A 13,192-nucleotide genomic window follows, 5' to 3' on the forward strand; every position below is an offset into this window, starting at 1 on the left:
AAAAAAGCTCCCGAACGGGAGCTTTTGTCTATCAGGGGCCACAGAGAATTACTCTTCCAGGCTGATCCCGATATTGGAGACGCCATCCTGGCAGGCGAATGTTCTGATGGCCAGGATACGATCGCTGTCGCGCTCATGGGCAACCCGCTTGAGCAGTTCGACCTGGAACTCCAGCTCGGCTTCCATGTACTCGTGCTCGTAGAGCTCCTCTTCGGTCAGATCCCGCTCTTCCAGCAGCTCGATAAAACCGGCCACGGTACCGACTGATGCATGGCTGGCATCGTTAGCCTCTTCGCCAACCCGGCAGATCACCGAGTTGTAGGCACAGCCCAGCGCAACGCAGGCATCCAGCGCGGGATAGGCGCCGTAGGATTCAAACTTGCGGGGATCCGGAATGTGAGACTCGAACTCTTCGAGAATGGCACCCAGATTGACCCGGGATCCCTTGACGGTGAGGTAGACCCACAGCTGATCCAGCGCATGCCGGAAGGCACTTGCATTGCCAAAGCCGGAAGCCTGACAGAACAGGGCATAGTTGGGGTACATGCGCTCTGCCAGCGCCAGGGTGTAGACGGTCTGTTGCCAAGGCTGTAGCTCGGCCAGTCGCTTATAAAACTTGTCACCAAACACTGGAGTCGGATCCTTTGCAAAATGTGGGGCAGATTGTAGCCCACGAGGGGCGCGGCGAAAACGAAAAAGCGCCCTGGTCGGCTATGTTGCGAGATGAAGTCAGGTAAGATGGGACGAGAGCGGCATCTTGTTGCGCCGCAAATTCTGATAAGGAACAAGAGTATGAGCCAACGTACCCTTCTTTTGCTCAGCCAGGATAATGCTCACTACCAACGGCTGCTCAAGGCCGCCAACCTCCCCCATCTGCGCATTCTGCGGGCCGATAATCCGGCCGATGCCGAAAAACTGATTGGCGAAGCCCATATTCTGATGGCCGAACCGGCCCGTGCCAAACCGCTGCTGCCCAAAGCCAACAAGCTGAGCTGGTTCCAGTCCACCTATGCGGGAGTCGATGTGCTGCTCAACCCTGACAGTCGCCGCGACTATCAACTCACCAATGTGCGCGGCATCTTCGGCCCACTGATGAGCGAGTATGTCTTTGGTCATCTGCTCAGCCTGATGCGCCAAATCCCCCTTTATCGGGAGCAGCAAAAGCAACGCCTGTGGCAAAGCCACCCCTATCAGGGACTCAAAGGACGCATTATGTTAATCCTGGGTACCGGCAGCATTGGCCAGCATATTGCCCACACCGGCAAACATTTTGGCATGAAGGTGCTGGGCATCAGCCGCAGCGGTCGGGAGCGGGCCGGGTTTGATCAGGTTTATCAGCTGCCGGCGCTCAACAAGATGCTGGCACAGGCCGATGTCATCGTCAGCGTGCTGCCAGCCACCCGCGATACCCGTCATCTGTTCAATGCCGCCCGCTTCGAACACTGCAAACCGGGCGCCATCCTGTTCAACGTAGGCCGCGGCAGCGCCGTGCACTCGGGCGATCTGCTCACCGCGCTGCGTACCGGCAAGCTGGCGATGGCGGTGCTGGATGTGTTCGAGCAGGAGCCGCTGCCCGCCGACAGTCCGCTGTGGGGACAACCCAACCTCATCGTCACCCCTCACAACAGCGCCTACAGCTTCCCAGAGGATGTGGCCCAGATATTTGTGCGCAACTACATCCGCTTTATCGACGGCCAGCCACTGGATGGCAAGATCGACTTCGACAAGGGTTACTGACCCTCACCGCGCCTGCAAAAAGGCCCCGCCAATCTGGCGGGGCCTTTTCATTTCAGGCAGTGACGACAGGTATCAACCCGCGGCCAGCTCCTTGCGGTAGCTCTTCACCTTGGCGAGGAACTGACGACGCTCCTTGCCGCTCAATGGTTCAGCCATCGGCAGCTTGGCGGTCATGGCATTGACCGGGCGGTTGTTGATCCGCAGCTCGTAGTGCAGGTGAGCACCGGTAGAACGACCGGTATTGCCGGAGAGGCCGATCTTGTCGCCCATCTTCACCCGTTGGCCCGGCTTGACCAGCAGCTTGCTCAGGTGCAGATAACGGGTCGCCAGGGTGCGGCCATGTTTGATAACCACATAGGTGCCTGCCAGCGGGTGGCTGGTCGCCTTCTGGACGACACCGTCACCGGTCGCCAGCACTGGCGTACCCACCGGCACCGCGAAGTCGGTCCCTTCGTGGGGACGGATCGCACCGGTCACCGGATGCTTGCGCGCGGGGTTGAAATTGGAGCTGATCCGGTAGCGGCTGTGAGTCGGGTAGCGGCGGAATCCGCGCTCCAGACTGTTGCCCTGACCGTCGTAATAGTTGCCATCTTCGGCCAGCCAGGCTGACACATTCTTGCCTTGGCTAATCACTTCCACGCCGAGCAGCTGGCTGTTGCCGGTGCTCTTGCCTTCCACCGTCTCCTGGCGGACCAGCACTTTGAACTTGTCGCCCTTCTGCAGATCCTTGGCGAAATTCATCCGCCACTGGAACAGGTTGGCAATCTTCTGGATATGGTTGGCCGGAATCCCCGCATTGCGGGCACTAACATAGAAGCTGCCGTTGATCACCCCGTTGTAACGCTGCGGTTGCCACTCGACCTTCTCATTGATCATGGAGGCGGTGTAGGCATCGTCACTGCGGGCCATTACCAGCGTCTGCTTGATGTTCAGGCGGATCTTGAGTTGCTGCAGGATGTTGTCCTGATCGATCAGCAGCTCGATATTCTGGCCCGGCTTGAGGCGCGCCAGATAGTTCTTGTTGTCCGCGTCCAGAACCTTGTAGAGGGTGGTGGTGGAGAGACCGAGATTGTTAAAAATGGCGGTCAGGTTTTCGCCGTTGCGAACCCGGTAATCCTGCCACTGGGGGGTGGTGTCGACCGGGATGTCGTCATCCGGCGCACTTTGATCAACCAGTTCGTGATCGGGGATTTCGTTAAAGTCGGTGTTGTTTTCGTTGGTTGCCGTACCGGCGGTATCAATGGGCAACTCAAGACGCAGCGGCCGCTCGAGGATGTCACCCGGAGCTGGCAATAATGCCACTGCTGACAGGGTCATGGCCGTCAGCATCAGCATGGCGTAAAAGTGTTTGCGGGGAACCGGTGGTTCCCAATTGGCAGCCTGTACTACCAAGGGACGGAGACGTTTCATCCGCTATCCTGTATTTAGATCTAAAGAGTGTGAGTTGCGATGTCAGTTGTGACAAAACCGTATAAAACTGTTTGTTGGACAAAAAAAGTTACAAATAGTTCATCGCAATCTGCATGAACCTCACATTTTATGCATAACCCGCCCGGATGGGCAGAAATGATCGTCTTTTTTAACCATTTTTTCCTATTTTTAAGAACCGGGTCGGATTCGATTCTGAATAGAAACCCAAAATGTTGCGATAACTTTTCCATGGAGTGGATATGTCGTTAGCAAAACTGTTAATCAGAATAATTGTCGTCCTGTTCCTGATAGGTGCAGCGCTGCTGTTCGCACTGGAAGTCACGACAGTCCGCCAGTCCATCCTCGACCAGATGTCAGCCAATCTGGAAACCGCCATCACGGCCCTTGGACTGGTCTTGCAAGGAACCTTGTTAAATGACGACAAGGTGCTGGCAGAGACCATCGTTAATGCCATGTTTGATGGCGGCTTCGTCAGCTCGGTCACCCTGATCGATCCCGATGGCCAGTTGCTGTTTCAGAAGGTCTTCCACTCGACCCAGCAGAATGTCCCCGGCTGGCTTCCCTCGGTTATCGGCATGCCGCCCGTCAAAATTGAGCAAGAGTTGACCGATGGCTGGCGCATGCTGGGCACCCTGACACTGGAGGGGCATAGCGGTTACGCCTACCAGCATCTGTGGAATGCCATCAGCCGCACCGGTCTGGCGCTACTGGCGGGGCTGGTGGTCTTTACACTGGTGATCTCCCTGGTCTGCAAACGCCTGTTGCACCCTCTGGAGCAGATCAACCTGCAGCTGATCCGGGTCCGCAAACACCAGTTCAACAGCACCCTGCCCACCCCCTGGTTGCAGGATCTCAAAGAGGTGGCGATCTCCATCAATCAACTGGTCTCCGAACGCAAACGGGATCTGTTGCAACAACGGCTCAAGATCACCCAGCTGGGCAAACAGCTGCCACTGACCCACCCGCAGCCGCTGCAAGGGCTAAGCCCGTTGCCGGAAGGCGGGCAACTGCAAAAATTTGTCTCAACTCAAGGGGATATCGCGCTCTATCAGCGCTTCTTGCCCAACCAGCCCCTCGGTGCAGACAGCGATCTCGCGACTATCCAGACCGCTCTGCAACAGTGGCAACACTCCCATATTGAGGGGATCTTGCTGCCCCTCTCCCTGCTTAATCATCCGCAATGGTCAGAGATCGTCCCCCTGCTGAGCCAGGGACGCGGCAAGACTCTGGATTGGCGCTGGGATGTGGCCACGTTCCCCGCCCACGGCCAGTCCACATTGGCCGCGCTACAGGAACAGGGGTGTGAGCTCGCCTTCAGCGCCATTCCCCTCAATGCAGATACCTTCAATCAACTTGACCCGCTCAACCCCATCTTTATCAGCTGCCAGCTGACCGATGCGCCGCTCTACTGGAATCTGCTCTCCCAGACCATGCATGCCGCCGGCTATACCCTGCTGGCGGAATCGGGAGAGTGCCGCGACATCGACAAACTGCGGACCTGGGGTATCGATGGTTATGCCAGGGAGGCGCAATCATGAAAAAGCTCGCCATATTGTTGCCCCTGCTGTGGCAACCCGGCCTGATGGCTGAAACCGTGACTATCGCTACCGGTGGTGAGCAGGGGATTTACCATCAGATAACCAAAGAGTTTTGCCGTCTGGCCCAGGAGGTCGATGAACAACTTGAGTGCAAGCTACAAGCCACATCGGGTTCAATAGAAAACCTGCAGCGACTGAAGAGCGGCGAGACCTCCTACGCCATGGTGCAATCGGACTGGCTGTATCAGGCCAGCAAGGGCTTGGGCCCTTTTGCCACGCAGCCGCAACCTGAGCTGTGCGCCCTGTTTGCCACCCATGCCGAGCCCTTCACCATAGTGATCCGTGCCGATGGCGATATCACCTCACTGGAACAGCTCAAGCTCGCCCCCATCGACATGGGGTTGAAGAGCTCGGGAACCCGCCAGACGGCGCTGGCCCTGTTCAACATCTTGGGAGCGAAAGAGCAGGACCTCGATCTGAAGAGCATGGCCAACCTGCCGGATGCGCTCTGCAGCAAGCAGATCGACGCATTTGCACTGGTGATGGGGCACCCGAACCGGATCGTGCTGGATACTGCCAAGCGCTGCCCCGTCAGCTTTCTTGCCATAGAGGGAGCCACCCGGGATCAGTTGCTCAAGGGTGTCAGTTACTACCAGCGCAGTCAGGTGCCCGCCCGCATCTACCCTGGCAATCTGAAAGCGACGCCAACCTTTGCCATCGCCGCTACCCTGGTCACCAACGCCGCCATGCCGGAAGCGTCTGTCTATCGCCTGACCAAGGCCATGCTGACCCAGCAGACCAAGTTCAATGAACAGACTTATGGCTACGCCAATATGTTTCACCGGGCGCGCAATAAAACCGGCCCGGTGCTGAGCATTGAACAGCATCCGGGCGCGGCAAAATATTTCGAGGAGTTGAAAGCGGCGGGCAAGCTATAGCTGACGACGGGGAGAGCGCAGTTGCTCGCTGGAGAAACGGGTCTTCATCGATGTCCACTGCGCCAACCGATCGGCACTCCCCGCCAGCGTCCCTTCCCGGCGTGACTTCATGATCCAGATGCTTTTGGCATCGAAGCTGTAAACGGGGATGAGATCGGTACGCTTGCTACCGGGCAGGATCCGGCTGTTGATGTTGTCGAGCACCAGCGGGTCAGATTTGGGGGTCGGGAAGTAGAGCGTCACCATGTGAAACTGGTTGTATTTGACTGCCTTGACATAAGCCAGCCGCAGCCTCTTCTCATCTACCCCCAGCTCCATCAGGGTGTAGTACTTGGCGATGCTGTAATCCTCGCAATCCCCCCCGCGGGCACCGATGAACTCCAGCGGATTGGCCCAATAATCCTCATCCCCCCACAACCTGGGATCCTCGCTGTAGGTCAGATTGTTGAAGTAGTTGTTCACCAGCTCGATCTTCTGCTGGTCGGTCGTGCCCGCTCTGGGGGCCAGCAGGCGAGAAAAAGCCTCGGCCCGCTGAATGGCGCGGCCACCATACACTTCCTGCAGCTTGGCCCGCAGCTCCGGACTGGCAATGTACTCGGAGAGACGCGATGCCTGCACACTGGCGCAACATAGCGCCAGGGTGCAGGCCGGGATCAACAACCATTTCATACCAGACACTCCATGTCAGATGCTGGAGGTCAGTATAGTCCGTCCGGATGAGAGGCTCAGCCGGTGATCAGCGACACTGGGCGAATGCGTCAGCCAGTTGCTGCATGAATTGGGGATAACCATCCGGGCCGAGCGGCACCTGTTCACCCACCTCATCCAGCAACAGCACCTTGGCACCGGTATTGCGTGCCACCGATTCGATCACTGCCGGTGAGAATTGCGGCTCGGCATAAATGCAGCTCGCCTGTTTCTCTTCCAATGCCTTGCGAATATCCACCAGCGTCTTGGCGCCCGGGCGACGCTCCGGACTCACGGTGAAGTGACCTTTTGAACTCATGCCGTAGTGGCGCTCCCAGTAGCCATACGCCTCGTGGAAGACAAAGTACCCCTTCTGGTTCACCGCCTTCATCTGGCCGGCAATCACCTTGTCCTTGGCATCCACCTTGGCATCAAATGCCGCGAGGTTGGCGTCATAGCGGGCCTGATTGGCCGGATCCAGCTTGCCCAATTCGCTTGCGATCGCCTTGGCAATCACCTTGGCCTGCGTCGGGCCAAGCCAGATATGGGGATCGACCCCTTCGTGATGATGCCCCTCATGCCCTTCATGCCCTTCATGCCCTTCGTCATGGTCGCCGTGCTCGTGGGCAGCGTGGTCATGATCATGCGCATCATGATCATGGGAGTCATGGCTATCCTGAGTCGCGTAGTTGAACAGCGGCATCCCCTCAACCTGAGTCAGAGCCAGAGCATGGGGATGGTTGGCCAGCGGCTTGGCCATGAAGCCTTCCAGCTCGGGGCCGACCCATACCACCAGATCGGCACTGTTGATGCTGCGAATATCGGAGGGACGCAGGGAAAAATCGTGGGGAGAGGCACCGGTCGGCAGCAATACCTTGGGCTCGCTCACCCCGTCAGTGATCGCCGCAGCGATGAAGCCAAGAGGCTTGATGGTGGTCAGTACCTCAATGGCACGAACAGGCAAACTCACCGCCAGCAGGGCAGTGAAAAGCGCAATAATTCTCATTGATGAATCTCGTCAGGGGGTGAGTATGTGATAATATAACAGCCGCTTTTTGTTATATTATAACTCTCACTGGCTGTAAACCCCGGAGTTGTCATGAGCCAACTGGTAGAGCTGAAAGAGGTCTCTCTCTCGTTTGATGGACGCTCTGTGCTCGACAAGGTCTCCTTTACCCTCAATAAAGGCAAAATCACCACCCTGGTCGGCCCCAACGGGGCGGGCAAGAGCACCCTGAGCAAGCTGGTGCTGGGTCTGCTCACCCCGGATTCGGGCAAGATCACCCGCAGTCGCGACCTGAGAGTCGGCTATGTGCCCCAGCGCCTCTATCTGGATCCCACCCTGCCGCTGACGGTGCGCCGCTTCCTGCAACTGGGCAAAAACAGCCGCCTCTCCATCGAGGAAGCGCTAGCCCGGGTGGGCGCAGAAGGATTGCTGGAAAACCGGATGCAAAAACTCTCCGGCGGTGAGATGCAGCGTGTGCTGCTGGCTCGCGCCCTGCTGGTCAAGCCCGAGCTGCTGGTACTGGACGAACCGGTACAAGGGGTTGATATCACCGGCCAGATCGAGCTCTATGCCCTGATCGGCCAGCTCGCCGCCGAATTCAATTGCGCCGTGCTGATGGTCTCCCACGACCTGCATCTGGTGATGGCCAGCACCCACGAGGTGATCTGCCTCAATCGCCATGTCTGCTGTCATGGCGAGCCGGAAAGCGTGGCCCGTCACCCCGAATTTGCCCGCCTGTTCGGGCGACCGGAGCAGGAGGTGCTGGCGGTCTATACCCACCATCACCACTGCGACGGCGAACACCATCATCATGAACCGCAGGCTCCCGTCATCCGCCTGCCCTCTCGCAACAACGCTCACAGCAAATAGCGCAAGCAACAGGACATTCAAGTGGACAGCTTTCTGTTATACGCCCTCGCGGCCGGTCTCGGCATTGCCCTGCTGGCCGGCCCCCTCGGCAGCTTCGTGGTATGGCGCAAGATGGCCTATTTTGGCGACACCCTCTCCCACGCCTGCCTGTTCGGCATCGCACTGGGCATTCTGCTGCAGGTCGATCTCACCCTGGCGGTAGTGGTCTGCTGCCTCGCCATGGCGATGCTATTGGTGATCATGAGTCGCAATCAGCAGGTCGCGACCGATACCCTGCTCGGCATTCTGGCCCACAGCGCTCTGTCGCTGGGTCTGGTTACCTTGAGTTTTATGGATAACGTGCGGGTGGATCTGATGGCCTACCTGTTTGGCGACCTGCTCTCGGTACAACCGATGGATCTGCTCTGGATCTACGGCGGTGGCGCACTGGTGCTGCTCACCCTGTGGCGGCTGTGGGATCCCCTGCTCTCCATGACCATCTCGGAAGAGCTGGCGCGGGTAGAGGGGATCCGGGTCGATGTGCTGCGCTGTGTATTGATGCTGCTGATCGGGCTGGTGATCGCCGTGGCGATGAAGTTTGTCGGCGCGTTAATCATCACCTCCCTGCTGATCATCCCCGCCGCCACCGCTCGCCGCTTCAGCCAGACGCCGGAGCAGATGGCTGGCTTTGCCTCGCTGATCGGCTGTCTCGCCGTACTGGGTGGATTGACCCTCTCCTGGTATCAGGATACTCCGGCAGGGCCTTCGGTCGTCGTCTGCGCCACCAGCCTGTTTGTACTGAGCCAGTTCAAGAAAGCCTGATAACCCGAGCAATTACAACGGCATGCTCTGGCGTGTCTCCATCATCAGCCACTGGCGTAACCGGCTGATGGCGGGCTCATGGGCCCGCGAGCGCTTGCAGGTAAAGTAGAAGGCATCCCCCGTCTCCAGCTGGTGTACCGGCAAGGCCACCAGCTGGGGATCATCGGGCCGCAGCATGTAGTCATTCACGAACGCCACCCCCTGATCCCAGGCTGCAGCCTCCATCGCCAGCAACACATGGCTGAAGTGGTGCATCCGTGCCTCGTCCGGAATAATCAGCCCGCCAGCCTTGGCCCAGCGCCGCCAATCCTCGCCCCGCGCCTTGTAAATGGACTGCACCGACAGCAGCGGCAGCTGCCAGATGGCCTCAGGCCACTCCCCGCTCACCTGCTGCAACAGGCGGCGACTACAGACCGGAAAGAGCCGCTCCTGATAGATAAGATCGTGGCAATAACCCCGCCCGTGGGGGGACACAGTGATAAAGCAGTCGGCCACCCGATCAGATAGCTCGGGGTCTTCCGCCACCATCTCCAGACTCAAATCCAGCTCGGGGTAGAGCTGGCGCAATCCGGCCAACCGCGGGATCAGCCACTTCACCGCAAACGAGCTGTAGACCGCGAGCCGGACTCGCATCTCGCCACCACCGCGCAGTTGCTCGCTGCTCTGGGCAATCTGGCTGAGCCCGGCGGCAATCCCCTCGAAGTAGCTCTCCCCCTGCGGCGTCAGCGAGAGCAAGCGTCCCTGACGCAGCAACAAACGCTCACCCAGAAAATCCTCCAGCAGACGGATCTGGTGGCTGACCGCACTCTGGCTGACGTTCAATTCAAGGGCGGCGCGGGAGAAGCTGAGCAGGCGGGCGACCACTTCAAAATATTGCACGGCACGCAGGGGGGGCAGCTTCATTATCTAAATATCTCATGAGTGGTCATTTTTTATCATTTTACTGGATAACGGCCCCCGCGCTACCCTCCCCTCATCTGAAGTGGGAGGTGGTATGAATGCAGTAGGGATCGGCATCCTTTATCTGGTGCTGGGCAACATGGTGGCGGTCTTTTCCGATGCACTGGTCAAGGTACTGGAGCCGAGCCAGCCCATCTTCCAGTTTGTCTTTTTCCGCCAGCTCTCGGCCGCCCTTCTACTGATGCCCTGGCTACTCTGGTCATGGCGCCGCAACCCGCCGGTAGCCATCAAGTGGCACCTGCTGCGGGCCCATATCTGGGCGGTTGGCGTCTGCCTGATGGTGGTCGCCCTCACCCGCTTGCCGCTCGCCACCGCCAATGCCTTGTTCTATGCCGCGCCGCTGATGATGGTGCCGCTGGCGGTGTGGATGGCGGGGGAAGCGATCTCGCGCCAGAAGGTGCTGACCGCGCTGATCGGCTTTATCGGGGTACTGATCGTGCTGCGCCCGACCGAGGTGAACTGGGCCGCGCTGGCGGCACTCGGGGTGGCGCTATCGATGGCGCTCAACAACCTGCTGATCAAGCGGATCCCGCTCAAGCAACCCATCGCCCAAACCCTGTTTTTCACCAACGTGCTGAGCATGCCCTTCATTCTGGCGCTGGCATTGTGGGAAGGGGGGGACTGGCAGTGGCAGATGTGGTGGCCCGCTTTTGGCTCCTCGGCGCTGATCATGGTCTATGCGGGTTTGTGCGTGGTGGCCTATCGCAAGGCGGAGGCGAGCAAGATCGCCTCGGCGGAGTACACCGGCCTGCTGATGGCGGTGGCCATCGGGGTATGGCTGTTTGACGAGCAACCGGGCCTGCCGCTGCTGCTGGGGTGCCTCTGCATCATCTTGCCGCTGGTCGCCATGGCCCGCAGCAAACCCAAGCCGCTGGCCGAACCGGCTGTTTAAGCACTCAGGGTCGCTCCAGCAAAGGGGCGACCCTGTGCTGGAGATGGGGGACGATCTCATCCTCGAACCAGAGATTCTTCCTGAGCCAGAGGGTATTGCGCGGTGAAGGGTGCGGCAACGGCAGCCAGCCGGGGCCATAGTCGGCCCAGCTGCGCACCGTTTCGGTGAGCGACCCCCTGGCCGCCCCCCGCAGGTAGTAGGCCTGTGCATACTGGCCGATCAGCAGGGTCAGCTCGATGTTGGGCAACAGCATCAATATCTTGTCGTGCCAGGTGGGCGCGCACTCGGGTCTGGGTGGCAGATCGCCGGACTTTCCCCTGCCGGGATAGCAGAGCCCCATCGGCATGATGGCGATGCGGGATTCGTCGTAGAAGGTGGCTTTATCGACCCCGAGCCACTGGCGCAGCCTGTCACCTGAGGGGTCATCCCATGGGATACCGCTGGCATGCACCCGGGTGCCGGGCGCCTGACCGATGATCAGCAGCCGGGCACTCTCGGCCCCGCGGATCACCGGACGAGGCCCCAGCGGCAGATGAGCCTCGCACAGACGGCAGGCCCTGATTTGCTCAAACAACTTATCGATTTGCTGCATGATGTTGATAGTACCAGCATTTCCCTGTTTTCCCTCTTGTGGAAACAAGGCGCGCCCCCTACTATCGCCATGGGCGTTTAATTTAATAAACGGACGATAATGAAAAACTGGCTAGGTACCGGCACCGCGACCCTCTCCTTCATCCTGTGGGGGATGCTGCCGCTCTATTATCAATTTATGCCCGAGGTCAACATGTGGGAGCTGATCTCCCACCGGGTGCTCTGGTCTGTGGTACTGCTGGGCGTCCTGTTTCTGCTGCTTGGCCACAAGGTGCCGTGGGCACAACTGCGCAGCGAGCCGCGCCAGCTCGGCCTCATTCTGCTGGCGGGCCCCGTGATGTCCATCAGCTGGTGCATGTTCACCTGGTGCCTCACCACCGGACAGGTGCTGACCACCAGCCTCGCCTTCTTTATGACCCCGCTGTTCAATATCGTATTCGCCGTCATCTTCCTTAAAGAGCGGCTCACCCCGCAAAAGCATCTGGCGGTCGCCCTGGCGCTGGCAGGGCTCGCCTACATGCTGTTTTGCTACGGCCAGCTCCCCTGGTTCTCCCTCATCATGGGGGCCAACTTCGCCTGCTACGGCCTTATCAAGAAGAAGATCCACTACGACACCGGCACCAGCCTCTATCTGGAAGCCATGGTGCAACTGCCCGTCGCGCTGATCATCATCGGCACGCTGGCATGGCACGGGGAAGGGGCATTCGTGAACGGGGATCTGGCCGACAAGCTGCTGCTGATGGGCAGTGCGCCCGCCACCCTGCTGCCGGTGGGACTGTTCTGCTACGCGGTAGCGAGAACCCGGATGAGCACGGTGGGGTTGCTGCAATATATCGAGCCCAGCCTCGCCTTCCTGCTCGCCATCTACTGGTTTGGTGAGGCGCCGGACCCCATCAAGACGGTCGGCTTCGCCTTCGTCTGGTCGGGCTTGCTGGTGAGCCTGCTACCGCTGCACCGGCTCAAGCGCCGCCCTCAGGGCGTACCGCGATAGGACTCCAGTATCTGGTGCCAGCGGGGATCCCGGTCCATCTGCTCGGCGATATCGTTGAGACGAGCATGGAGATCGGCACGAGCTCTGGGCACCAGAATATGGCGGGTATAGCTGGATTGGGGAAAGGGCGAGACAAACAGCTTGCCCTCATAGGCCGGGACATGGGTGAAAAACGCGAGGGCCGATCCGGGCACCAGAGTCACATCGATGCGCCCGCGCACCAGCAGATCCAGATTGATCTTCACCTTCTTGGCATCGTGGCGCACCAGCTCACCCCCGGCGGCCGCCTCATCGATCCCCTGATAGCGATAGCCCTCCACCCCGCCAAACACCAACCCCTTGAGAGAGTCTGGCCCACGATAGGTGATCGGCTTGTCGATGCTCGAGATCAGCTCGTTGGTGTCGCGCATCACCGGAAAGGTCCAGAGATAGCGCTCGCGTTGGGGATCCCCCACCCAGGCGGGATTGGCCCAGACCACCAGACCGTCGAAGTCGGGATCCGACATCTCCAGCGCCAGCCGGGCGCGATTGACCAGCCAGAGTTCGATCCTGGGTTCCCCCCCCAGCTTTTCATTGAGATACTTGACCAGCTCGTGGCTCAACCCGGCCTCTCCACCGGTATTGAAGGGCGGATGCTGATGGTAATCGTAGAGACGGATCGTCTCCCCCAGAGCCGGGACCGACAACAGTAACCACAACCAGAACCAGACTCTCATCGCACCTCCTTGAGCTGCTTTGAGTTTGGCACAG

14 protein-coding genes are annotated in these 13,192 nt (G+C 59.3%); 7 read left to right on the plus strand and 7 right to left on the minus strand.

The features are described from left to right. Positions 1-48 precede the first annotated feature (48 nt). Positions 49-630: a YjaG family protein gene (locus BSP75_RS11205; RefSeq protein ID WP_075113215.1), complete on the minus strand. Its 582-nt coding sequence runs from the start codon at positions 628-630 to the stop codon at positions 49-51. A 162-nt stretch (positions 631-792) separates the two neighbouring features. Between BSP75_RS11205 and BSP75_RS11210 the strand changes: the two genes are divergently transcribed. After that, complete coding sequence (locus tag BSP75_RS11210) at positions 793-1,737, plus strand: D-2-hydroxyacid dehydrogenase (protein WP_075113216.1); 945 nt, start codon at positions 793-795, stop codon at positions 1,735-1,737. Between the two features lie 72 nt (positions 1,738-1,809). Here the strand turns inward: BSP75_RS11210 and mepM are convergent, their stop codons facing one another. Then, complete coding sequence (gene mepM, locus BSP75_RS11215) at positions 1,810-3,147, minus strand: murein DD-endopeptidase MepM (protein WP_042656426.1); 1,338 nt, start codon at positions 3,145-3,147, stop codon at positions 1,810-1,812. Between the two features lie 260 nt (positions 3,148-3,407). Between mepM and BSP75_RS11220 the strand changes: the two genes are divergently transcribed. Both BSP75_RS11220 and BSP75_RS11225 read left to right on the plus strand, forming a co-directional pair. Next, on the plus strand, positions 3,408-4,706 hold the full coding sequence (locus tag BSP75_RS11220; protein WP_075113217.1) for a LapD/MoxY N-terminal periplasmic domain-containing protein: 1,299 nt from the start codon (positions 3,408-3,410) through the stop codon (positions 4,704-4,706). Then, entirely contained in the window at positions 4,703-5,644 is a 942-nt protein-coding gene (locus BSP75_RS11225) for a TAXI family TRAP transporter solute-binding subunit (RefSeq protein WP_075113218.1), read from the plus strand. The genes BSP75_RS11220 and BSP75_RS11225 overlap by 4 nt, the downstream gene beginning before the upstream one ends. On the opposite strand, the gene BSP75_RS11230 is transcribed toward BSP75_RS11225, so the two are convergent. Together BSP75_RS11230 and znuA are read right to left on the minus strand one after the other, a co-directional pair. Continuing rightward, on the minus strand, positions 5,639-6,313 hold the full coding sequence (locus BSP75_RS11230) for a transglutaminase-like cysteine peptidase (protein ID WP_042062932.1): 675 nt from the start codon (positions 6,311-6,313) through the stop codon (positions 5,639-5,641). The genes BSP75_RS11225 and BSP75_RS11230 overlap by 6 nt on opposite strands. Positions 6,314-6,380: 67 nt before the next feature. Continuing rightward, the gene (gene znuA / locus BSP75_RS11235) at positions 6,381-7,337 is read right to left on the minus strand and encodes a zinc ABC transporter substrate-binding protein ZnuA (RefSeq protein ID WP_075113219.1); all 957 of its coding nucleotides are present in this window, start codon (positions 7,335-7,337) and stop codon (positions 6,381-6,383) included. A gap of 93 nt (positions 7,338-7,430) precedes the next feature. Between znuA and znuC the strand changes: the two genes are divergently transcribed. Together znuC and znuB are read left to right on the plus strand one after the other, a co-directional pair. Beyond that, positions 7,431-8,207: a zinc ABC transporter ATP-binding protein ZnuC gene (gene znuC, locus BSP75_RS11240; RefSeq protein WP_005354861.1), complete on the plus strand. Its 777-nt coding sequence runs from the start codon at positions 7,431-7,433 to the stop codon at positions 8,205-8,207. A gap of 21 nt (positions 8,208-8,228) precedes the next feature. Then, positions 8,229-9,008: a zinc ABC transporter permease subunit ZnuB gene (gene znuB / locus BSP75_RS11245; protein ID WP_075113220.1), complete on the plus strand. Its 780-nt coding sequence runs from the start codon at positions 8,229-8,231 to the stop codon at positions 9,006-9,008. Positions 9,009-9,020: 12 nt separating this feature from the next. Here the strand turns inward: znuB and BSP75_RS11250 are convergent, their stop codons facing one another. Next, on the minus strand, positions 9,021-9,911 hold the full coding sequence (locus tag BSP75_RS11250; protein ID WP_075113221.1) for a LysR substrate-binding domain-containing protein: 891 nt from the start codon (positions 9,909-9,911) through the stop codon (positions 9,021-9,023). Between the two features lie 91 nt (positions 9,912-10,002). Here BSP75_RS11250 and BSP75_RS11255 point away from each other — a divergent pair, with 91 nt between their 5' ends. Further along, positions 10,003-10,860, plus strand: a complete 858-nt coding sequence (locus tag BSP75_RS11255; protein ID WP_075113222.1) for a DMT family transporter — start codon at positions 10,003-10,005, stop codon at positions 10,858-10,860. A gap of 4 nt (positions 10,861-10,864) precedes the next feature. Here BSP75_RS11255 and BSP75_RS11260 read toward each other — a convergent pair whose 3' ends face one another. Then, positions 10,865-11,452 carry a uracil-DNA glycosylase family protein gene (locus BSP75_RS11260; RefSeq protein ID WP_075113223.1) on the minus strand — a complete coding sequence of 196 codons (588 nt, stop codon included), beginning with the start codon at positions 11,450-11,452 and terminating at the stop codon, positions 10,865-10,867. Positions 11,453-11,551: 99 nt separating this feature from the next. Here BSP75_RS11260 and rarD point away from each other — a divergent pair, with 99 nt between their 5' ends. Then, entirely contained in the window at positions 11,552-12,442 is an 891-nt protein-coding gene (gene rarD, locus BSP75_RS11265; protein ID WP_042061910.1) for an EamA family transporter RarD, read from the plus strand. On the opposite strand, the gene BSP75_RS11270 is transcribed toward rarD, so the two are convergent. Continuing rightward, positions 12,424-13,158, minus strand: a complete 735-nt coding sequence (locus BSP75_RS11270) for an ABC transporter substrate-binding protein (RefSeq protein ID WP_075113224.1) — start codon at positions 13,156-13,158, stop codon at positions 12,424-12,426. The two genes, rarD and BSP75_RS11270, sit on opposite strands and share 19 nt — an antisense overlap. Positions 13,159-13,192 lie beyond the last annotated feature (34 nt).

It is taken from the genome of Aeromonas sp. YN13HZO-058, from assembly GCF_001921245.1.
Lineage (GTDB): Bacteria > Pseudomonadota > Gammaproteobacteria > Enterobacterales > Aeromonadaceae > Aeromonas > Aeromonas allosaccharophila.